Origin of the sequence: Streptomyces kronopolitis, assembly GCF_014646275.1 — a bacterium.
Classification (GTDB): Bacteria; Actinomycetota; Actinomycetes; order Streptomycetales; family Streptomycetaceae; genus Streptomyces; species Streptomyces kronopolitis.
Map to the genome: position 1 here is coordinate 58,187 of NZ_BMND01000024.1, position 21,585 is coordinate 79,771.

At 74.2% G+C, this 21,585-nt stretch carries 16 protein-coding genes and 2 pseudogenes; 7 read left to right on the forward strand and 11 right to left on the reverse strand.

Features of this window, described 5'->3' with window-relative positions:
* On the forward strand, nt 1-1,605 hold the full coding sequence (locus IEY78_RS23685) for a glycerol-3-phosphate dehydrogenase/oxidase (RefSeq protein ID WP_189101423.1): 1,605 nt from the start codon (nt 1-3) through the stop codon (nt 1,603-1,605).
* Nucleotides 1,606-1,820: 215 nt separating this feature from the next.
* A complete protein-coding gene (locus IEY78_RS23690) occupies nt 1,821-2,492 on the forward strand; it encodes a FadR/GntR family transcriptional regulator (protein WP_189101425.1) in 672 nt (223 codons plus the stop codon).
* Between the two features lie 26 nt (nt 2,493-2,518).
* Here the strand turns inward: IEY78_RS23690 and IEY78_RS23695 are convergent, their stop codons facing one another.
* Nucleotides 2,519-3,352 carry an amidohydrolase family protein gene (locus tag IEY78_RS23695; RefSeq protein ID WP_189101427.1) on the reverse strand — a complete coding sequence of 278 codons (834 nt, stop codon included), beginning with the start codon at nt 3,350-3,352 and terminating at the stop codon, nt 2,519-2,521.
* A 527-nt stretch (nt 3,353-3,879) separates the two neighbouring features.
* Nucleotides 3,880-4,116 (reverse strand): annotated as a pseudogene (locus IEY78_RS23705) (fuconate dehydratase); the annotation flags it as partial.
* A 261-nt stretch (nt 4,117-4,377) separates the two neighbouring features.
* On the opposite strand from IEY78_RS23705, the gene IEY78_RS23710 reads away from it, so the two are divergent.
* A complete protein-coding gene (locus IEY78_RS23710; protein ID WP_189101429.1) occupies nt 4,378-5,487 on the forward strand; it encodes a PAC2 family protein in 1,110 nt (369 codons plus the stop codon).
* Between the two features lie 69 nt (nt 5,488-5,556).
* Here IEY78_RS23710 and IEY78_RS23715 read toward each other — a convergent pair whose 3' ends face one another.
* The 5 genes from IEY78_RS23715 to IEY78_RS23735 all read right to left on the reverse strand — a co-directional run bounded on the left by IEY78_RS23715 (nt 5,557) and on the right by IEY78_RS23735 (nt 12,431).
* Complete coding sequence (locus IEY78_RS23715; RefSeq protein ID WP_189101431.1) at nt 5,557-8,613, reverse strand: NPCBM/NEW2 domain-containing protein; 3,057 nt, start codon at nt 8,611-8,613, stop codon at nt 5,557-5,559.
* A 141-nt stretch (nt 8,614-8,754) separates the two neighbouring features.
* The gene (mshC, locus tag IEY78_RS23720) at nt 8,755-9,984 is read right to left on the reverse strand and encodes a cysteine--1-D-myo-inosityl 2-amino-2-deoxy-alpha-D-glucopyranoside ligase (RefSeq protein ID WP_189101433.1); all 1,230 of its coding nucleotides are present in this window, start codon (nt 9,982-9,984) and stop codon (nt 8,755-8,757) included.
* A gap of 147 nt (nt 9,985-10,131) precedes the next feature.
* On the reverse strand, nt 10,132-11,058 hold the full coding sequence (locus tag IEY78_RS23725) for an SCO1664 family protein (protein WP_189101435.1): 927 nt from the start codon (nt 11,056-11,058) through the stop codon (nt 10,132-10,134).
* Complete coding sequence (locus IEY78_RS23730) at nt 11,022-11,612, reverse strand: DUF3090 domain-containing protein (RefSeq protein WP_189101436.1); 591 nt, start codon at nt 11,610-11,612, stop codon at nt 11,022-11,024. Before IEY78_RS23730 ends, IEY78_RS23725 begins: the two co-directional genes overlap by 37 nt.
* A gap of 120 nt (nt 11,613-11,732) precedes the next feature.
* Nucleotides 11,733-12,431: a histidine phosphatase family protein gene (locus IEY78_RS23735; RefSeq protein WP_189101437.1), complete on the reverse strand. Its 699-nt coding sequence runs from the start codon at nt 12,429-12,431 to the stop codon at nt 11,733-11,735.
* Between the two features lie 59 nt (nt 12,432-12,490).
* Between IEY78_RS23735 and corA the strand changes: the two genes are divergently transcribed.
* On the forward strand, nt 12,491-13,486 hold the full coding sequence (gene corA, locus IEY78_RS23740) for a magnesium/cobalt transporter CorA (protein WP_189101438.1): 996 nt from the start codon (nt 12,491-12,493) through the stop codon (nt 13,484-13,486).
* Between the two features lie 33 nt (nt 13,487-13,519).
* Here the strand turns inward: corA and IEY78_RS23745 are convergent, their stop codons facing one another.
* Together IEY78_RS23745 and IEY78_RS23750 are read right to left on the reverse strand one after the other, a co-directional pair.
* The gene (locus tag IEY78_RS23745; RefSeq protein WP_189101439.1) at nt 13,520-14,308 is read right to left on the reverse strand and encodes a ferritin-like domain-containing protein; all 789 of its coding nucleotides are present in this window, start codon (nt 14,306-14,308) and stop codon (nt 13,520-13,522) included.
* Nucleotides 14,309-14,575: 267 nt separating this feature from the next.
* Entirely contained in the window at nt 14,576-15,631 is a 1,056-nt protein-coding gene (locus tag IEY78_RS23750) for an LLM class F420-dependent oxidoreductase (protein WP_189101440.1), read from the reverse strand.
* A gap of 127 nt (nt 15,632-15,758) precedes the next feature.
* Between IEY78_RS23750 and IEY78_RS23755 the strand changes: the two genes are divergently transcribed.
* Together IEY78_RS23755 and IEY78_RS23760 are read left to right on the forward strand one after the other, a co-directional pair.
* On the forward strand, nt 15,759-16,742 hold the full coding sequence (locus IEY78_RS23755; protein WP_189101441.1) for an aldo/keto reductase: 984 nt from the start codon (nt 15,759-15,761) through the stop codon (nt 16,740-16,742).
* Complete coding sequence (locus IEY78_RS23760; RefSeq protein WP_189101443.1) at nt 16,739-19,630, forward strand: helix-hairpin-helix domain-containing protein; 2,892 nt, start codon at nt 16,739-16,741, stop codon at nt 19,628-19,630. The genes IEY78_RS23755 and IEY78_RS23760 overlap by 4 nt, the downstream gene beginning before the upstream one ends.
* A 118-nt stretch (nt 19,631-19,748) precedes the next feature.
* On the opposite strand, the pseudogene IEY78_RS23765 reads toward IEY78_RS23760, so the two are convergent.
* Nucleotides 19,749-20,424 (reverse strand): annotated as a pseudogene (locus IEY78_RS23765) (hypothetical protein).
* Nucleotides 20,425-20,471: 47 nt separating this feature from the next.
* On the opposite strand from IEY78_RS23765, the gene IEY78_RS23770 reads away from it, so the two are divergent.
* Nucleotides 20,472-20,660, forward strand: a complete 189-nt coding sequence (locus tag IEY78_RS23770) for a DUF5703 family protein (protein ID WP_006607658.1) — start codon at nt 20,472-20,474, stop codon at nt 20,658-20,660.
* An 87-nt stretch (nt 20,661-20,747) separates the two neighbouring features.
* On the opposite strand, the gene IEY78_RS35035 is transcribed toward IEY78_RS23770, so the two are convergent.
* Nucleotides 20,748-21,503 carry a chaplin gene (locus tag IEY78_RS35035; RefSeq protein ID WP_189101445.1) on the reverse strand — a complete coding sequence of 252 codons (756 nt, stop codon included), beginning with the start codon at nt 21,501-21,503 and terminating at the stop codon, nt 20,748-20,750.
* Nucleotides 21,504-21,585 lie beyond the last annotated feature (82 nt).

Consider the following 21,585-nt stretch of genomic DNA (forward strand, 5'->3'; position numbering starts at 1 on the left):
ATGAGCACCCTGCAGAGCGCCCCGGCACTCGGGACGCACCCGGCCACCGGTTCGCACGCGAGCCGCGCCGAGACTCGGGAGCAGCTTTCCAAGGCGACGTACGACCTCCTGGTGATCGGCGGCGGCATCCTGGGCATCTCCACCGCCTGGCACGCCGCTCAGGCCGGACTGCGGGTTGCCCTGGTGGACGCCGGTGACTTCGCCGGCGCCACCTCCTCCGCCTCCTCCAAGCTGCTCCACGGCGGTCTGCGCTACCTGCAGACCGGCGCGGTCAAGCTGGTGGCGGAGAACCACTTCGAGCGTCGTGCGGTGTCCCGCCAGGTGGCACCGCACCTCGCCAACCCCCTGACCTTCTACCTGCCCGTCTACAAGGGCGGCCCGCACGGCGCGGCCAAGCTGGGCGCGGGCGTCTTCGCCTACTCGGCGCTGTCCGCGTTCGGCGACGGCGTCGGCCACGTCATATCCCCGGCCAAGGCGCAGCGCGACGTGCCCGAGCTGCGGACGGACAACCTCAAGGCCGTGGCCGTGTACGGCGACGACCAGATGAACGACTCCCGGATGGCCCTGATGACCGTCCGCGCGGCGGTCGCGGCCGGCGCCACGGTCCTCAACCACGCCGAGGTCACCGGGCTGCGCTTCACCCAGGGCCGGGTCACCGGCGCGGAGCTCAAGGACCGCATGGAGGGCGAGGAGTTCGGCGTCAACGCCCGCCTGGTCCTCAACGCCACCGGCCCGTGGGTGGACCACCTGCGCAAGATGGAGGACGCGAACGCGGCCCCCTCCATCCGGCTGTCGAAGGGCGCGCACCTGGTCCTCAAGCGCACCGCCCCCTGGAAGGCCGCGCTGGCCACCCCGATCGACAAGTACCGCATCACCTTCGCCCTCCCCTGGGAGGACATGCTGCTGCTGGGCACCACGGACGAGGAGTTCGAGGGCGACCCGGCGGATGTCGCGGTCACCGAGAAGGACACCGCCCAGATCCTGGACGAGGCGGCCTTCTCCGTCCGCGACCAGCAGCTGTCGCGCGATCTGATCACGTACTCGTTCGCGGGTCTGCGGGTGCTGCCCGGCGGCCCCGGCGACACCTCCAAGGCCAAGCGCGAGACGGTCGTGACCGAGGGCAGCGGCGGCATGCTGTCGGTGGCCGGCGGCAAGTGGACGACCTTCCGGCACATCGGCCGCACGGTCATGAACAAGCTCGCGGCGCTGCCCGGCCACCCGCTGGCCGAGGACATGGAGCCGATCGCGCACCTGCCGAAGAAGCTCCCGCTGCCCGGTATCGCCAACCCGAACGCGGTGGCGCACCGGCTGCTCATCGACGGCGGCACGCCCGGCCCGCGGATGGCCCCGGAGACCGCCCGGCACCTCGCCACCCACTACGGTTCGCTGTCCTTCGACATCGCCCGGCTGGCGAACGAGAACCCGGCGCTGGCCGAGCGCATCCACCCCGACGCGCCGGAGATCTGGGCGCAGGTCGCCTACGCCCGCGACCACGAGTGGGCCGAGACGGTCGACGACGTGCTGCGCCGCCGCACCACCCTGACGATCCGCGGCCTGGACACGGAGGACGTCCGGACCAAGGTCAAGGACATGCTGGAAGGCTGAGCCCGGGCGCCGGCGGTGCCGGCAGCCGACGGTGCGTCACGGTGACGCACGGCCTCTGACGAGGGGGCGGTCCACAGGGCCGCCCCCTCGTCATTTCCCGTGTCCGCCCCTAGGGGTCTCCCGGCCGCACCGGCCATACTGGGCTCAGACATCGGAGGTCTGAGCCGGGCGTCCGGAGGGCGAGATCCGGACCGGATCCGGGCGGGGAGGTCGGCATGGCGGTCACCGACGAGGCCATCGAGAAGATCAAGGGCATGATCGTCTCCGGCGCGCTGCGGCCGGGCGACCGGCTGCCGAAGGAGAGCGAGCTGGCGGCCGAGCTGGGCCTGTCCCGCAACTCCCTGCGGGAGGCGGTGCGCGCGCTCTCCCTGATCCGCGTCCTGGACGTGCGCCAGGGCGACGGCACGTACGTCACCAGCCTGGACCCCACGCTTCTGCTGGAGGCCATGAGCTTCGTGGTGGACTTCCACCGCGACGACACGGTGCTGGAGTTCCTCGCCGTCCGCCGGATCCTGGAACCGGCCGCCACGGCCATGGCGGCGGGACGGATCCGGGAGGAGGAACTGGACGCCCTGGAGACGCAGTTGAACGCGCTGGGCGCGTCGCCCTCCGTCGAGGACCTGGTCGCCGGCGATCTGGAGTTCCACCGCGGGATCGTCGCGGCCACCGGCAACTCCGTGCTCTGCTCCCTGCTGGAGGGGCTGTCCGGGCCGACCACCCGGGCCCGGGTCTGGCGGGGGCTGGCGCAGAAGGACGCCGTGGCGCGCATCCTCGCCGAGCACCGGGCGATCCTCGGTGCGCTGCGCGACCGGGACGCGGAGGCGGCGCGGGCCTGGGCCACGGTGCACATCGCCAGTGTGGAGCAGTGGCTGCGCTCCTCGCTGTGAGGTCCCGCGCTCCCGCCGCCCGGGCGCTATGACGCCCCGACGCCGTACACCCGCCCGGCCGTGCCGCCGAAGACGGCCGCCCGCTCCGCCCCGGTGAGCTGGCCGGTGGCCGACTCCGCGAGCGCGACCACATCCTCGTAGCCGGCGGCCAGCGTGCACACCGGCCAGTCGGAGCCGAACATCACCCGGCCGGGGCCGAAGGCGTCCAGCACATGCCGGGCGTAGGGCAGGATCTGCTGCGGCCGCCAGGCCTCCCAGTCGGCCTCGGTGACCAGGCCGGAGAGCTTGCAGCTGACGTTCGGCAGGGCGGCCAGCGCGGTGATCGCGGCCGCCCACGGCTGCCAGTCGCCCCTCGCCACGGCCGGTTTCGCGGCGTGGTCCAGGACGAAGGACAGCTGCGGCAGGGCGCGGACGGCGGCGTGCGCGGCGGGCAGTTCCCGCGGGGTGACCAGCAGGTCGTAGACGAGTCCGGCCTCGGCCAGGGTGCCCAGGCCGCGCAGGACGCCGGGGCGGGTGAGCCAGTCGGGGTCCGGTTCGTCCCGCACCTGGTGGCGGACGCCCACGAGACCGGCGGGCAGCGCCGCGAGGACCTCGTCGAGCGCCGGGTCGCACAGGTCCGCCCAGCCGACGACGCCGGCGACCGGCCCCTCCCCCGCGGCTAGGGCGAGCAGTTCGGCGGTCTCCTCGGAGGAGGCCGTGGACTGGACCACGATTGTGGCGTCGATGCGGTGCCCGGTCAGATGCGGGGTGAGGTCGGACAGCGGGTAGCTGCGGCGGATCGGATCGGCCCAGGGCCCGTCCCTCCACGGCTGACCGCGCCGGCTCAGGTCCCACAGGTGGTGATGGGCGTCGATACGCATCAGGGGTGCGCTCCGGGGCGGGCTCGGTCGTGCAGGGGCAGCGGCAGATCGGGGTCGAGCAGGCCGCGGGCGACGAGCGTATGCCACAGCGCGTCCGGGATCCGACGGGCGCACAGCGCGGCGTTCTCGGCATCTCGCCGGCCGTGGCCGCGCCGACGACCGCCGGGGCGACGGCGGGGTGCCCGAACGGGAAGCGCAGCGCCGCCGCCTTGAACGGGACGTCGAACTCCGCGCGAGTCGCGGCCAGTTGTCGGGCACGGTGCAGCAATAGGGCGGGTGCCGAGGCGTAGTTGCAGGGCGTGCCCGGTGACGGATCGGCCAGCAGGCCGGAGTTGCCGAAGCCGATCGCCCGCACCCTCCCCTGCGCGCGCAGCTCGGCCAGGGCCGGGAAGCCGGTCTCATACACCTCGCGCAGAGGTCCTCTACACCTCCCGCATAGGGTCCTCGACGTCGTGCAGGAGGACGATGCCGACCGCGTCCACCCCGAGCCGCTCCAGGGGCGCCTCCAGCGTGGCGCGGATGCCCGGCGGGCGGCCGGTGAGGTGGGGCGCGAGCGACCGGATCGCGGCGGTCATGACCTCGTTGCCGCGTCCTATGGTGAAGCGGAGGCCGTGTCCCTGCGGGCCGCCGGTGGTGCGGAGCACGACGTGGGCGGCGGAGTGGTCGGGGTCCGGGTGCATGGCGTCCGAGCCGTCGGGCCGGTCCGAGGCGGGGAAGCGGATGTCGTGGCATTCGAGGGCGGTGAGGGTATCGGAACCGGCCATGCGCATGCCCCCTGGGAGGGTGGGGAAGAACATCGGACCTTTCCGGGTCCTCCGATGTATTGCCCTCCGCGCGAGGCGAAGTCCCGCCCGCGTACGGGAGTTGGGCGGGAAGAAGCCCGGACAGGTCGGATGAATCACCACCGCTTCCCGGAAAGGGGCTGCAGAGGGGCACCACAGAAGCCGTAGTGTTGGGATCGCACGCAATGGAACTGCTGCCGGCGGCCGCCCCAGGCGGCCGGACCGGTCGGAAGGAGGCGCTGGGTGATCGAGCTCGAGGGGGTGCCCGAGCTGATCGACCCGGTCATGGTGGCCGCGTTCGAAGGCTGGAACGACGCCGGCGACGCCGCCTCCGCCGCGGTCGCGCATCTGGACCGGGAGTGGAAGGGCGAGGTCTTCGCCGCGCTCGACGCGGAGGACTACTACGACTTCCAGGTGAACCGCCCCACCGTCTTCCTGGACGGCGGCGTACGCAAGATCACGTGGCCCACGACCCGGCTCTCCGTCGTCCGTATCGGCGACGCGGACGGCAAGGGGCGCAAGCGGGACCTCGTCCTGGTCCGCGGGATCGAGCCCAGCATGCGCTGGCGCTCGTTCTGCAACGAGATCCTCGGTTTCGCCCATGAGTTGGGGGTGGAGATGCTGGTGGTGCTGGGCTCGCTGCTCGGCGACACCCCGCACACCCGCCCGGTCCCGGTCAGCGGCGTCACCTCCGACGCGGAACTCGCCGGCCGGCTGGATCTGGAGGAGTCGCGCTACGAGGGCCCGACGGGCATCGTCGGCATCCTCCAGGAGGCGTGCACCCATGCCGGCGTCCCGGCGGTGAGCCTGTGGGCCGCGGTGCCGCACTATGTGTCGCAGCCGCCCAACCCGAAGGCCAGCCTCGCCCTGCTCAACCGCCTGGAGGACCTCCTCGACGTGCGGATCCCGCTCGGCGAGCTGAGCGAGGACGCCCGGGCCTGGCAGCTGGGCGTGGACCAGCTGGCCGCCGAGGACAGCGAGGTCGCCGAGTACGTCCAGTCCCTGGAGGAGGCGCGGGACACCGCGGACCTCCCGGAGGCGTCCGGCGAGGCCATCGCCCGCGAGTTCGAGCGGTATCTGCGCCGCCGGGACCCGCAGACCGGCCCCGGCGTGGCGACCGAGGGCGGGCTCACCGACAGCTCCTTCCACCGCGACCCCGCGGCCGGCCGCACCCGCCCGCCCCGTCCGGCGCCCAAGGAGCCCCGCGAGCACCGCCCCGGCGACGACACCGGCACCCAGGACGCGGGCCCCGAGAAGGGCGCCGCGGACTCCGACGGCGCGGCCCCGGCCGGCGGCGCGGACGCCGCCGACTCCGGGAGGCCGGAGGACGGCCCCGAGGACAGCGGGAACTGACCCCGCACGCCGGGGCGCCGGACCGGCCGCCATGCCGGTCCGGCGCCCCGCGTACGTGGCGCGGCGCGCTCAGCGCGCGCAGTGGAAGCGCGCCCCCGCCCAGTCGCCGTGATCGCCGGACTTCTTGCCGTCGGTGTCGGTCACCTTCAGCCGCACGTGCCGGGCCCCGCCGAGCGGCACGTCCACCGCGACCGGCGCCGAGGCCCCGGTCAGCTTCGGTGAGGTCCACCGCACCGCGCCGTCCGCCTCCACCGAGAACGCGACCTCGCCGTAGTCGGCGATCTCGTCGTCGATGCCCACCTCCGCGGTGAGCGAGGTGCAGCGCCCGCCGGTGAAGAACTCCAGGTCGGAGTCGGCGTGCGCCCCGATGCCCTTGGCGTAGGTCTTCCCGGCGAGGGTGAGCGCGGCGCCGTCCGCCGCGCCCGACTCCCCGTTGCTGCGGTCGCGTTCGGCCGGACCGTATCCGTTGGTGGCGCTCAGCCATTCCAGGTCGCTCGCCCAGGTGTCCCCGGCGGGCGCCCGCGGCACGGCCCGCACCTCGAACCGGTGGACCGCCGTCCGCCACGCCCCGGCCGCGCGGTAGCGGACGGTCGCGGTGACGGTGACCGGATCCGCGCCGGCGGCGTCCCGCGGCGCGGTGAGCGTCTGCGTCTCCCGCCGGGTGGTGCCGGCCGCGATCCGCCGCCGGTGCACGGGCGCCGAGGCGCTCCAGCCCGCGGGGGCGGACAGCGTCACCGAGACATCCCGCGCGTCCCGGGTGCCGGCGGTCACGGCCGTCCGCACGGCCGTCGGCGCGCCCTTGGTCACCTCCTGCCCGCCGGGGGTGTCGACGACGGCCGCGGCGCCCGGCGTCCTGCCGCCCACGGCGCTCGCGCCCTTCAGCGCCAGGGCGAAGGCACGGCCGGTGGTGCGGGTGGCGGTCTTGATCTGTACGACGCCCGCGCGGTCCGCGGGGTCGTAGCGCCACCCCTCGGCGGCCGCCCGGAACGCCCGCGCGGAGCGCAGCTGCCGCAGCGGCCGGCCGCCGAGTTCGACGGCACGGGGCGCGTCGCCGGTGTGCACGGTGAAGCGGTAGGGCCGGGCCGTCTGCTTGCCGTGGTAGGCGCCGCGCAGGGCGCCCACCTCGATCCGGACGTCGCCGCCGCCGGAGCGCGGCGCCGCCACCCGCACCCGCTGGGTGGCGCTGTGGCCCCGCCGGTGCGCGCGGGTGACGCCGTCGTCCTCGTAGAGCGTGAAGGAGGAGCGGCCCTGCGGATAGATGTCCCAGGCGAGCGGGGAGTGCGCCGTGCGGTCCCGGTAGGAGCGGATGCCCGGCCACATGGGGACGGCGGCACCGGCCCGGACGAACAGCGGCAGGGTGTGCAGCGGGGCGCTGTAGCCGTTGACGGTCGTCGGCCCCTGGTAGGTGCGGCCGGACCAGTAGTCGGTCCAGGTGCCCTTGGGCAGATAGATCCCGTCGCGGGTGTCGGTGTCCCGGTAGACGGGCGCGACGAGGAAGTCCCGCCCGGAGAGGAACTCGTACTTCGCTGCGTCGGTGCCGGCTTTCGGGTCACCGGGGTATTCGAGCCACAGCGGACGCACCGGGCCGACGCCGGTGCGGGTCGCCCGGGCCGCGTGGGAATACATGTAGGGCAGCAGCGACTCCTTGAGCTTCAGGTACCTCCGGTTGATGGAGGTGTAGGGCTCGCCCTGGCGGTAGGGCTGCTTGTCGGCGGGCGCCCAGCCGTCCATCGTCATCATCGCCGGGAGGAAGGACTTCCACTGCAGGTCGCGGGCATACGTCTTGGGGCTGCCGCCGAAGATGCCGTCCACGTCGCCGGTCGTGTAGGCCAGTCCGGACATGGTGGCGCCGGCGTAGGTGGGGATCTGCCAGCGGATGTAGTCCCAGCTGCCGCTCTGGTCGCCGGACCACTGGACGCCGCAGCGCTGGGCGCCCGACCAGCTCTCCGGGGCCCAGGTGAAGCCCCGCGCGTCGCTGTTGTCCTCGATGCCGCGGTAGGCGTCCTTGCAGCCGTCCAGGGCGAACTTGTAGCCGTCGCCGACCCAGGCGACATCGAGTTTCGCGATCCGCTGGCCCGCCTTCACCTGGTCGGCGAGTTTGGCGATGCCGTCCTCGGTCCACAGCCCGAGTGTCATCTTCCGCGCGCCGAGGCCCTGTGCGGTCTCGGCGAGGTGCTCATAGCCGCAGCCGTAGCCGTCGTTGACCAGCATCCAGCCGTTGGGCAGGTCGTTGTCCCTATAGCCGTCGGCGACCTTCAGGGCGTCCAGGGTGTGCCGCTCACCGCGGTTCGCGTTGTGCAGATAGCAGTCCGAGTCCCCCATCTCCAGGCCGTACAGCGGCGGCAGGAAGGGCTTTCCGGTCAGCGAGGTGTACTGGCCGATGACGTCCTTGGCGCTCGGCCCGGCGAAGTAGTAGGCGTCGAAGCGCCGTTCGCGCGCGCTCGTCGTCACCGGGTCGTCGAAGGCGTAGGTGTTGGGCGCGTAGGTGTTGCGGAAGACGCCGTACCCGGCGGAGGAGAGGTAGAAGGGGACGGAGTTGGGGTGTCCCCCGTCGTCCCAGTGGTAGTCCACCCCGACCTCGGTGGTGTGGCCGCGGTGGGAGGTGTTGCCGCGGCCGTTCTGCATGCCGGCGCCGTAGAACTGCTCGTCGGCGCCGCGCGCGAGGGTCTGGGTGGTGGTCTTGTCGTCCCAGCTCAGCCCCTTCGTCTCGGACCAGACCAGCGAGCCGTCGGCGCGCCGCAGCTCGAAGCGCAGCGGCGCCTTGAAGGCCCGCAGGGTGACCTGGGAGGTGCTGAGTTCGTAGGCGTCGCCGGCGTCCCGCCAGTGGGTGGCGGGCGGCGCGCCCTGGGGCAGCACGATGTCCTTGCCGGTGGGGTCGGAGAAGGTGCCGTCGGGGGCGAGTTCGAGGCGGAAGGTGCGCGGGGTGACGAAGCTGACGCGCGCCTCGGCGCGGCCCGCGTGCAGCCGGTAGACGGGCCCGTCCGCCGCGAAACCGGTGATGTCGCCGACGGTCCGTTCGGGCGCCCGGCCGTCGGCCCGTACGCTGCCCGCCGGCCCCGCGGCCGCCAGCGCGAGTCCGAGCAGCGCGGCAACGACCGCCGCCCGCAGTCTGGTTGGTGTCCTCATGACCGCAAGCTCTAGCCCGCCCGCGGGGCCCGCCACCATGGACTCTTGCGGCGGACTGCTGGATTTCCGCTCCCGCCGCACACGCACGGGGGCGCCTCCACCGGCCGGTGAAGGCGCCCCCGGGAGCTGAGAACGCAGGTGTTACAGGGCCACGCCGAGGAGCGCGTCGACCGCGCGGGAGGCGAGCCCGGGGGCGCCCTCGTCGGTGCCGCCGCCGTCCTGCTGGGCCGCGGCCCAGCGGTCCACGGCCGCCAGCGCCGCCGGGGAGTCCAGGTCGTCGGCGAGCGCCGTACGGATCTCCTCGACCAGGGCGTCGGCGGACGGGCCGTCGGGACGGGAGACCGCGGCACGCCAGCGCGCCAGCCGCTCCACGGCCTGCTCCAGCACGGCGTCGGTCCACTCCCAGTCGGCCCGGTAGTGGTGGGCGAGCAGCGCCAGCCGGATCGCGGCGGGGTCGGTGCCCTCGCGCCGCACCGTCGAGACGAAGACGAGGTTGCCCTTGGACTTGGACATCTTCTCGCCGTTCAGGCCCACCATCCCGGCGTGCACATACGCCTTGGCGAACGGGTGCTCACCGGTGAGCGCCTGGGCGTGCGAGGCGCCCATCTCGTGGTGCGGGAAGGCGAGATCGGAGCCGCCGCCCTGGACGTCGAAGCCCATGCCGAGGTGGTCCAGCGCGATGGCGACGCACTCGATGTGCCAGCCGGGCCGGCCGCGGCCCAGCGAGCCGCCGTCCCAGCTCGGCTCGCCGTCCCGGGCCGCCATCCACAGCATCGGGTCGAGCGGGTTCTTCTTGCCCTCGCGCTCCGGGTCGCCGCCGCGCTCGGCGGACAGCAGCCGCATCGCCTCGGCGTCCAGCCGGGAGACCTCGCCGAAGTGCGGGTCGGAGGCGACGGAGAAGTAGATGTCGCCGTCCAGCTCGTAGGCGGCGCCGGCCTCCCGCAGCCGTTCCACCAGCGGAACGATGCCGGGTATCGCCTCGACCGCGCCGATGTAGTGGCGGGGCGGCAGCATCCGCAGGGCCGTCATGTCCTCGCGGAAGAGGGCGGTCTCGCGCTCGGCGAGTGCCGTCCAGTCGTCGCCGGTGGCCACGGCCCGCTCCAGCAGCGGGTCGTCGACATCGGTGACGTTCTGCACGTAGTGCACCTGGCGCTTCGTGTCGAGCCACACGCGCTGAACCAGGTCGAACGCGTTGTAGGTCGCCGCGTGCCCCATGTGGGTGGCGTCGTACGGCGTGATGCCGCAGACATAGATACGGGCGACGGGACCGGGGGCGAGGGTCACCCGTCCGCCGGTCGCGGTGTCGTGGATCCTCAGGTCGCGGCCCTGGCCGGGCAGGGCGGGGACCTCAGAAGCGGGCCATGCATGCATGACATGAGCCTAACCGGACGGATGTTCCGCATACGAACCGGACCGGGACTCTGACCGGAAAGGCGGTCTTGTGTTCGACGGACGGGCGTGCCATACGGGGGCCCGGCTCCCCCGCGCGGCGCCCGCCCCGTGCCCGTGCCCGTGCGGTCAGACGGGCGGCCAGGGGATGGCGGGCCATTCGCCGCTCGGCTCCGGGTGGCGGCCGCTCTCCAGCAGCCGGTCCACCCGCGCCCGCAGCGCCTCGGTCTCGTGGTCCGTGATCAGTTCGGCCAGTCGGGCGGCGAGCGGCCCGCCGTCCTCCAGCGAGGTGCGCAGGTCCCGCAGGACCGCGAGCGCCTCCTCGGTCAGCGGCTCCCCCGCCCACCCCCACAGCAGCGTGCGCAGCTTGTCCTCGGCGTGGAAGGTCACGCCGTGGTCGATGGCGAAGAACGCCCCGTCGGCGCCGGGCAGCAGATGGCCGCCCTTGCGGTCACCGTTGTTGATCACCGCGTCGAGGACCGCGAGCCGCCGCAGCCGCGGGTCGTCGGCGTGCACCAGCAGCGCCGTGCCGCCCTCGCCGGTCTGCGCGAGGCCGACCGCCTTCCAGCCCGGGCCCGGCTCCTCGCCCTCGACGAGAGCCAGCAGCTCGGGCACCGCCTCGCCGCTCTCCGGCGGCTCGATCCACTCCTGGACCATGCCGGTGCCGTACGGCCCGTCCCGCAGCACCGTCGGGGGGATCAGGTCCCAGCCGCAGGCCCGGGAGACCTCGTACGCGGCCACCTCGCGCTGGGCGAGGGTGCCGTCGGGGAAGTCCCACAGCGGGCGCTCGCCGGCGACCGGCTTGTAGACACAGGTGCCGCCGGTGCCGTCGTACGCGACCGTGCAGTAGAGCACCGCGTTGGACGCCTCCGGGACGCGGCCGCGCACGGTCAGCTCCCCTTCGGCGAGGAGGACGACGCGCGGATCCGGGGCGGGCGAGGGCGTGGCCGGCGGCGGGTCCTGCGGATCGGCGGGACCGGGCAGCGGCGCGGCCGGGCGGGCGGCGGGCTCCATGGCGCTCAGGCGTCCCGCCGGTATCCGTTCTGGCGCGGGCATACGTGTCCCTCCGGGTCGAGCGGCAGGCTGCACAGCGGGCACGGCGGGCGGCCGGCGTTGACGACCTCCAGCGCCCGCTTGGCGAAGGCCCTGGCCATGGTGCCGGTGAGGCGCACCCGCAGCATCGGCGGGCCGTTCTCGTCGTCCTGGAGCAGCCGCTCCTCGGCGTCGGCCAGCTCCTCGTCGTCGTCCGCGTCCAGCTCGACCAGGGCCTGCGCCTCGACGATCATCCGCTCGTCCTCGCCGTCCCAGGCCAGCGCCATCGTGCCGACCCGGAATTCCTCCTCGACCGGGCTCTCCAGCGGGGCGGCGTCGGCCAGCTCGGCGGGCGAGACCGCGGGCACCGGAGCGTTGCCGCCGCTGCGCCGTACGACCTCGTCCAGCAGCTCGTCGATCCGCTCGGCGAGGGCCGCGACCTGGGTCTTCTCCAGGGCGACGCTGGTGGTGCGGCCGGCCGCGGTGGCCTGGAGGTAGAAGCTACGGCGGCCAGGCAGCCCGACCGTACCGGCCACGAAGCGGTCCGGCGCGTCGTAGAAGAACACCTGACGGGACAACGTCCTGCTCCGATTGCTCGACTGCGGGGTCACTGCGGTCGCTGCACGTCCTGCGGTCACTGCGCGGATCGCAGGGGCGTGGCGGGCAGCGCCGTCGCACCACCCTACTGCGCCGACTGATCACGCTGCTCCCGCACCACCACCGACGGCCGCGTCCCGGTCGGCCGCCGCGCCGCCCCCGTCCTCCCGGGGCGCGAGCGAGCCGAAGTCACCGGTGTCCCCGAGCCGTACGAGATAGGGGCGCAGCCGCGTGAAGCGGATCGCGGTGACCGAGCAGGGCTCGACGGAGATCCGCTGGAACAGGTCGAGGTGCATGCCCAGGGCGTCGGCGACCAGCGCCTTGATGATGTCGCCGTGCGCGCACATGGCGTAGGTGGCCTCGGGGCCGTGCGCCTCCTCGATCCGGGCGTTCCAGTCGCGCACCGCGTCCACCGCCCGCGCCTGCATGGCCCGCATCGACTCACCGCCGGGGAAGGCGGCCGCGGAGGGGTGCCGCTGGACGATCTCCATCAGCGGCTCGTCGCCCAGTTCGGCGAGTTTGCGGCCCGACCAGTCGCCGTAGTCGCATTCGTTGATCCGGTCCTCGATGTGCAGGGTCAGCGACGGCCGGGCGTCCAGCAGCGGCTGCACGGTCTCCCGGCAGCGCTGCAGCGGGCTGGAGACGACGGCGGTCAGCGGCACCTGGGCCAGGCGGGCGGGCAGCGCGGCGGACTGGGCGGCGCCGCGCTCGTCGAGGGCGACTCCGGGCGCCCGCCCGGCGAGCACCCCGGCGGTGTTGGCGGTGGAGCGGCCGTGCCGCACCAGGATCAGCGTGGGCATGGCCGCCAGCCTACGTTCCGCGGGCGCCTTTCTGGCAGGTGGCCGGACGAGGGGCGAGAATGCCAGGTGTGATCGTGGACTGCGCCATCTACCGGGAGGGCCGTCGCAACGAGTGCGCGACGGACTTCTCCGATGCCCTGCACGCGGCGCGGGCCGAGGGGCACTCCTTCCTGTGGCTGGGGATGTACGAGCCGACCGAGGAGGAGTTCGCGCGCGTCAGGTCCGAGTTCGCCCTGCACCCGCTGGCGATCGAGGACGCCCTCAAGGCGCACCAACGGCCCAAGCTGGAGGTCTACGACGATTCCCTGTTCATGGTGCTGAAGCCGGTCACCTACGACGACCGGGCGGACACGGTGACGTCGTCGGAGCTGATGGTCTTCGTGGGCGACTCGTTCGTGGTGACCGTCCGCCACGGGGAGGCCAGCCCGCTGGCCGCGGTGCGCCACCGGCTGGAGGAGCACCCGGAGATCCTGCGGCACGGCCCGGGCGCGGTGCTCTACGCGGTCAGCGACGCGGTGGTGGACCACTACATCGACGTGGCGGCCGAACTCCAGGTGGATCTGGAGGAGTTGGAGGCGGAGGTGTTCGCGCCGGTGCGCGGCCGCGACACCCGGAACACCGCGGCCGAGATCTACGCGTTCAAGCGCCAGGTGCTCGAATTCCGGCGGGCGACCGGCCCGTTGGCGGAGCCGATGGCCCGCCTGCAGAACCCGGGGGTGCCGTTCGTGCACGATCACGCGCGCCCGTTCTTCCGCGATGTCGAGGACCATCTCACCCGCGCCAACGAGTCGGTGGAGGGCCTGGACCGGCTGCTCTCGGACATCCTCGCCGCCCATCTCGCGCAGATGGGCGTCCGGCAGAACGACGACATGCGCAAGATCTCGGCCTGGGCGGCGCTGGCGGCCGTTCCCACGCTGATCGCCGGCATCTACGGCATGAACTTCCACGACATGCCGGAGCTGTCGTGGCACCTGGGGTATCCGGCGATCCTGGGGCTGATGGTGGTCATCGAGGTGTCGCTGTACCGGCTGTTCAAGCGCCGCGGCTGGCTGTGACGCCGGCGCCGCGGGCCCGCCCGGGCACCGGGCTCAGGCGAACTCGGGGGCCGAGGTGGCCGGGCCGCCCAGCGCGTCGCGCCGCTCGGGCATCCGGAGGCTGACCATCCGCCGCCAGCCGCCCAGCCGCTCGTAGCCGTACACCGCCCGGATCCCGGTGGCGAGTGCGGCCGATTTCGTCCTCGGCCAGGCCAGGATGCGGCCCATGTGGTCCATCACGGCCAGGCTGACGTCCCGGTAGACGACGATCTCGGCACGGGCGCACTCGTGCAGGATCCGCTGGATGGTCCGGCCGTGCCCGGCGCCGGCCAGCCGCAGCAGCTCCTCGTGGCAGTAGGCGAGGTGGTTCTCCTCGTCATGGGAGATCATCCGGATCGCCCTGCCCACCTCGGGGTGGTCGGCGAAGTGCCGGGTGAGCATGTCCATCTGGTCGGCGGCGCGCTGTTCGGTGACCCGGCTGTGGGCGAGGTAGGTGATGATGTCCAGCTCGGTGAGCGGTTCGTTGCGGCGCAGCTTGTCGTGCGCCAGACCGATGCCGTGCCGCTCCAGCAGGGCGGTGTAGTCGGTCTCGCCGGGTACGGGGGTGGGCGTCAGGCCACGCTTGCGCATCAGGGCGTGGAAGATCCGGCCGTGCTTGTCCTCGTCGGCGCCGTGCCGGGTGACCTTGGGTGCCAGGGCGCGCATGGAAGCGGGGATCAGTGCGGCGATCCGGCCGTTCTCCCAGCCGCCCTGGGCCTCGCCGCTGGCCGCGATGGAGCAGAACAGTCGGTAGGAGTCGTCGTTGTCGACGATCTCCTGGAACAGGCTTCGGGCCGAGAACATCTGCGCCACCTCCGAACGGACACACCCGCGAAGACCGAGTCAAGTGGGGTGTCCGACGGGCGGCAACCGCAGTCGCGGTCCCTTGGGCCGTTCGGGCAAGGACTGCCCCCGCGGCGGGCGTAACCGGCGTGCCCGTCACGGCGTTGTGCAGCGCGACGGCCGTGGCGGGGAGGACCCCCGAGCCCCCACCACGGCCGCGACGGGACGGGGCCACCGCGACGGGACGGGCCCGACGGCGCCCGGCGCCCCTGACGACTCTGTACTCCCCTACGCCAGTCCCGCGCGCTCCAGGGCCTCGGTGCCCGCCCGCAGCGACGCCAGCCGGTCCTCCAGGGCGAAGCCCGCCGGCGCCAGCGTCAGGGTCGTCACGCCCGCCGCCGCGTAGGCCTGCATCCGCTCGGCGATCCGCTCGACGGAGCCGAGCAGCGTGGTCTGGTCGATCAGCCGCTCCGGGATCGCGGCGGCCGCGCCCTCCTTGTCGCCGGCCAGGTACTTGTCCTGGATCTCGACGGCTTCCTTCTCGTATCCCATCCGCCGGGCCAGCTGGTTGTAGAAGTTCTGCTTCCGGCTCCCCATGCCGCCGACGTACAGGGCGGTGTACGGGCGGAACATGTCGGCCAGCGCGCTGACGTCCTTGTCCGCGCCGAGGGCCAGCGGCAGCGTCGGGCAGATGTCGAAGCCCTCCAGCGTCTTGCCCGCCTTCTCGCGGCCGGCGCGGAGGTGGGTGACCGCGGTCTCCTCCAGATGCTCGGCGGCGGGGAAGATCAGCAGCGCGCCGTCGGCGATCTCGCCGGTCTGGGTCAGGTTCTTCGGGCCGATCGCGGCGATGTAGAGCGGGATGTGCTCGCGCTGCGGGTGCACGGTCAGCTTCAGCGGCTTGCCGGGGCCGCCGGGCAGCGGCAGGGTCCAGTGCTCGCCCTCGTAGGACAGCCGCTCGCGGGTCATGGCCTTGCGGACGATGTCCACGTATTCGCGGGTGCGGGCCAGCGGCTTGTCGAACTTGACGCCGTACCAGCCCTCGGAGACCTGCGGGCCCGAGACGCCCAGGCCGAGCCGGAAGCGGCCGCCGGAGAGGGAGTCCAGGGTCGCGGCCGTCATCGCGGTCATCGCGGGCGTCCGCGCCGGGATCTGGAAGATCGCCGAACCGATGTCGATGCGCTCGGTCTGCGCGGCGACCCAGGAGAGCACCGTGGCGGCGTCGGAGCCATACGCCTCGGCGGCCCAGCAGACGTCGTATCCGAGGCGGTCGGCCTCCTGCGCCACCGCGAGATTGTCGGAGTCCATCCCGGCGCCCCAGTAGCCGAGGTTGATGCCAAGCCTCATGCCGCTCCCCTTACCGATCGGTAACGTCGCTGTTGCGGGGACTGTAGCGCGCACCCGCGCCGACCGTCATCGGCGGGTTGTCCACAGGTCCCCTGATCCTCGCTCCCGGCCAGTAATCTCAAGGCTCATGGAGCAAAGGCACCTCGGCCGAACGGGCCTGCGCGTGACCCGCCTCGGGCTCGGCACCCTGAACTGGGCCCGCGACACGGACGAGCAGGAAGCCGCCGACCAGCTCAAGGCGTTCTGGGAGGCCGGCGGCACCCTCGTGGACACCGCGGACATCTACGCCGACGGCGGTGCCGAATACCTCCTGGGCCGCCTGACCGAGGTCCTGGTGCCGCGCGCCGACCTGGTGATCGCGACGAAGGCCGGCAGCGTCCTGGAGGCGGACCGCCGGGTCGACTGCTCCCGGCGCCATCTCCTCGCCGCCCTGGACGCGTCCCTGGAGCGGCTGGGCACGGACTACGTCGACCTCTGGCAGCTGCACGCGTTCGATGCGCACACCCCGTTGGAGGAGACCCTGGCGGCCCTCGACCTCGCCGTCAGCAGCGGACGGGCGCGCTATGTGGGGGTGTCGGACTTCTCCGGCTGGCAGCTCGCCAAGGCGGGCACCTGGCAGCTCGCGGCGCCCGGGGTGCGCAACCGCCTGGCCAGCACGCAGATGGAGTACTCCCTGCTCCAGCGCGGCGTGGAGCGGGAGGTGCTGCCCGCGGCGCTCGATCTCGGCATCGGTCTGCTGCCGTCGTCGCCGCTGGGCCGCGGGGTGCTGACGGCCAAGTACCGCCACGGTACCCCGGCCGATTCGCGGGGCGGCTCCGAGCACATGGCGCCGTTCGTCGCGCCGTATCTCGACGAGACGGCGGGCCGGGTCGTGGACGCGGTCGCCACCGCCGCCGACGGACTGGCCGTCACCCCCCTCCAGGTCGCGCTCTCCTGGGTCCGCGACCGCCCCGGAGTGACCGCGCCGATCCTCGGCGCCCGCACGGCACAGCAGCTCGGCGCGGCGTTGTCAGTGGAGGCCCTTAGTCTTCCTGACGAGATCCGCCGGGCGCTGGACGATGTGTCCGCTCCGGTGCACCACTACCCCGATCAGGACTGGAGCACGCTGTGAGTACCGACCGCCTCGCCGGCGACACCGCGCCCGAGCAGGAGGCCGCGCCCGGGACCGCGGATGCCCAGGCACCCGGCCCCGCGACGGCGCCGGGCGGGACCACCGACGGCCCGGCAGACGCGGCGGCCCCCAGCTCTTCCGGGGTGGCCACGGCGTCCGACGACGGCACGACGGCTCCGGAGGACAGCCCCCGGCAAGGCGCTGCGGGAGACGGCACCGGGGAATACGCCGCGGGGGACGGCGCTCCGGCAGGTGCTGCCGGGGACGGCGGCGGCCCGGCCGGGGCCGCGGACGACGGCGGGACGGCGCAGGCTCCGGGAGACGGCCCGGCGGCGGATGGCGTGCCGCCCGCGCGGGACGCCGCCGGGGCGGGCGAGGACGCGGCGGCGGGCGGTGCGCAGGCCGCGGGCACGGGGTCTCCCGCCGCTCCGAGCGGTGCGGCCCGGGGCACCGGGGCGTCCGGATCGGCCAAGGCGACCGCGGAGGCGCTGGCGGCGGCGGTGCGGGCCGTGGAGACCGGCGAGCGCTCGGCCGCCTCCTTCTTCGCCGACACCCCGCGCCCCGCCAAACCGGCCGCGGCCGCCCGGCAGCAGCCCGCCGCGGGGTCCCCGTCCTCCGCAGGCCCCGCACCGCAGCAGCACCCGGCGGGCCCGGCCCCGGAACCGTCCCGGCAGCACCCCGCCTCCGGGGCCGACGGACCGGCCCGTCCCCCCGTGGACGGCGGCGCCATGGGACCGTCCGCCGGGGCGACCGCCCCCACCGGCCCCGCGGCGGCCCACGGCCCGGCCGCGTACGCCCCCGGGGCCGACGGCGTACGGCAGGTCCTCGCGGCCGGCGGCGCCCCCGAGGCGCTGGCGGACCGGGCCGCCGAGGTGCTCGGGGAGCAGGCCGCCGAGACGCTGCACGAGGACCCCTGGCAGCTGCTCGCCGTGCCCGGGGTGCGCCCCGAGCAGGCCGACGGCTTCGCCCGCGCGCTGCTCGGCCCCGCCTGCGGGCCGGACGACGAGCGGCGCGCGCAGGCGCTGGTCGGCTGGCTGCTGGAACAGGCCGCCGTCGCCGGGCACTCCGCCCTGGAGGCCTCCACGCTGCGTGCGGCGCTCGCCCAGCGCGCGGTGCCCGACCCCGACGAGGCCCTGCAGACCGCCATCGCGGACGGTGCCGTGCTGGTCTTCCAGGACGCGATCGAGGAGCCGGGCAAGGCCCGCCCCGCCCCGGGTGGGGACGAGGAGGAGGCACAGCCGGTCCGGATCCTGCTGGGCCTGGACCGGTTCGCGATGGCCGAGGAGAGCGTCGCCGACGGCCTGGCACGGCTGCTGAACACCTTCGAAGCGGTCGCCGGACCGGAGGCGGAGACGGCCGACGCCCCGTCCTCGGCCGACGTCCGAGCCCCGGCCGACGCCCAAGCCCCGGCCGAGGACACCACGACCGCGGCGGAACCGGCAGCCGACGAGGACCGCACGACCACCGGGGACGAGACCGCCCCGGCACCCGACACCGACGCCGACGCCGAGGCCGAGGCGGGGACCGGCCCCGAGGCGCCCCGCGCGTCCGGCCCTGCATCCGCCCCGCCGTCCGGCCCCACTGACGACGTCATCCCCACCGACGACTTCACCCCCGCCCGCCCCGTGCGGCCCTCCGCCGCCGCGTGGGAGGCCGCCTCGGCCGCCGCACCGTCGCCCTCGGCCGCGGAGCTCCTGCGCGCCGCCGCCCACAGCGGCGTGGTGGCGCACACGGGCGCCGAGGCGGCCCGCGCCGAACCGGCCGAGCTGCTCGCCGCGGCCCGCGCGCTGGGCCTGCTGGCCTTCGGCGCCACCCACACCGAGAACGGCCGCCGCCGCCTGGCCGCCGACCTCGCCGCCTGCGCGCCCGGCACCGCGGCCCCCGGCACCGCCCCCGGCCCTGCCCTCGACAGCGCCGCCGTGACCGTCTCCGGACTGCTGTCCGGGCAGCAGGGCCCCGGCCGGGACACCGACGGCGCCCTCGCCCTCGATCTGCTGGTGGTGCTGGACGCCCCGCAGCTGGATCTGGAGACCGCCGCGCTCCTCGTCGAGTCGCTGCCCGACGGGACCCGGCTGGTGCTCAGCGGCGACCCGGGCGTCCTGTGGTCGGCCGGTCCCGGACGGCTGTTCGCCGATCTGCTCGCGGCCCGCTTCTGCCCCCAGGTCGCCTCCCGCACCCCGGACTTCGGGCCGATCGGCGAGCTGGTGTCCGGCATCGGCATCGGCGAGCTGAGCCAGGTAGAGGCGCCCGGCAAGGAGGTGGTGATCGTCCCGGCGCGCGATGCCGGTGAGGCGGTGCACCGCACCGTCCAGCTGGTCGCCGACTCCGTGCCCCGGGCGCTGGGGGTCCCCGCGGACCGGACGCAGGTGATCACGGTCGGCCACGGCGGCGCGGCCGGCACCCGCGCGCTGAACACCGCCCTGAAGGAGCGGCTCAACCCCGGCCCCGGCCGGTTCGGCGGCTTCGACCCCGGCGACCGGGTGGCCTACGCCCCCGCCCCCGGCCGTACGGTGCCCGGCACGGTCACCGGCGCGGACGCGTCCGGGCTGCGGCTCGACTGCGACGGCGCGGCGGTCGTAGTGCCGCGCGAGCAGGTCGGCGCGGGAGCCGTGCGCCACGGTTGGGCGCTGACCGCGCACCAGGCCGCCGGGATGCGCTGGCCCGCCGCGGTGGTCGTGCTCCCCGGGGATGCTGCCGGCGGTCTGACCCGCGCCTGGGTCTACACCGCCTTCAGCCGCGGCGAGCGCCATCTCTCGGTGGTCCAGGGCGTCGACCAGGCGCTGCCCCGGGCGGTCGCCGAGGTGCCCGTCAAGGAACGCACCACCCGGCTGCGCACCCTCCTCCAGCAGAGCGCGCAGACCACTCAGGAGCCCTCGGCGGACGGCTGAGCCCCGCCGGGCCCGTACGGCCGCCGCCCCGGACCGTCAGCAGGATCCCTGCCGACGGTCCGGGGCGGCGTCGTCTCCGGAAGCGGGTGCGCCGGCGCGGCGGCGCACCCGCCCCCGCTCACCGCTCGTGGTCGAGCGGCTCCATCAGGTCGTCGTCGCCGAGTTCCTCGTCGAAGACCGCGCTGACGTCGAAGCGGCACACCACCCGCTGGGGATCGGCCTGGTCGAACGGCGCGGACAGCCACTCCCCCGGCTCGGCCGGATCGTCGGCGGCCGCCACCCACAGGGTGGAGTCGCCCTCCTCCAGGCCGAACTCCTTGTGCCGGGAGGCGATCTCGTCCGGTTCGAACTCGCCGAACAGCAACCCCCAGCGCGGCATGCACGCTGGTCCCGACGACCGCGGCGGCGTCGGCGCTCCCGGCCGCGGCGTCGTCGGCCGCGTCCGGATCGAGGTCGGCCACGCGCTGCGCCTGGTGCAGCAGCCGCTGCGGTTCGGCGACGGTGTAGTCGCGCCGGATCAGCACGCTCAGCGCGCTCGGCTCCTCCGGGCCCGCGTAGGCGGGCAGCGCGTCGTTCCCGGGGATCTCGAAGGGGGTGACCTCGTCGTAGGTGTCGTAGAGCAGCTCGTCATAGACCTCAGCGGCCGCGGCGAGCTCGTCGAACGCGGCGTAGACGGCCGGATCGTCCTCCCCCGAGCGGCGTTCGACCGCGTCGAGGTGACGGTCCAGCGCGGCTTTGACCGCCTCGGCGGCGGCACGTACCTCGGCAGCGGAAGGCTGCGCAGCATCAGACATAGTGCAGACGCTATCCGTACCGGGGCCGGTCCCGCACAATAGATGCGATGCCGGAATACGAATTCTGTGATGTGTATGTGCCCCGGGGCGTGTCCCGGAAGGCTGCCACGCGCCTGCTGACCGACCATGCCGAGTACGGGCACTGGGAGTTGGACCGGCTGCGTCTGAATCCCGACGGGAGCCGCAAGGTGCGCCTGCGCCGCCGGATCATCCGGCAGCTGCGCGCCACGTGGTGACCGCCGCCGGCGGCTGAGCACAGCAGAGCGGGCCCCGCCGAGGCGGGGCCCGCTCCGTCGTGCGCCTGGTGCGCTATCCGCGGACGGTCACCGGCGTGCGGCGCGCGCCCTGCGGTAGAGCACGGCGCCCCCGAGCAGCAGCCCGGCGCTGGCCGGCACCGCGTACCCGATCGAGCCCGCGCCGGTGTGCGCAAGCTGCCCCACGGGCTTGGCCGGCGTCACGTGCGGGGTGTGCCCACCGGTCTGCTGGTGGGTGACCGGCGTGTGGTGGCTCGGCGTGCCCGGGTGGTGCGGCGTCACCGGACGCTCCGGCGTGCCCGGGTGGTGGGGCTTGCCGGGGTGGTGCGGCGTGACCGGGTGGTGCGGCCTGCCGGGGTGCTGCGGTACACCCGGACGGGTCGGCGTCTCGTTGGCGCAGTGGTTGCCGAACGCGGGGTTCAGCAGTCCGCCACCCGAGACCTGGTTGCCGCAGGCGTTCACCGGAACGTCGACCGGCGCCTGGACGTTGTTGCCCGACACGATGCCGGGCGAGTTCGACGCCTGGCCGGCCGCGCCCGCGCCGCCACCGGTGTGGTGACGGCCGCCCTGCGCTGCGCCACCGCCGCCGTTGGCGCAGTGGTTGCCGAACGCGGGGTTGAGCAGCCCGACGACATTGACGGTGTTACCGCAGGCGTTCACCGGTACGTGGACCGGAACCTGGACGTTGTTGCCGGATCCCACGCCGGGCGAGTTGGCCGCGCCTCCGGCGGCTCCCGCGTCGGCGTGTGCATAGCCGGCGGCCAGGGCGAGTACGCCACTGGCGGCCGCCGCGGTGATCAGGCCCTTTCGTGCGACCTGTCTCATAGGTAGTTCCCCTGCCTAGTGCCTTACAGGAATGCGGACGGGTGACGATCCCCGAAGGGACCCACCCGTCCGCCTAAATATC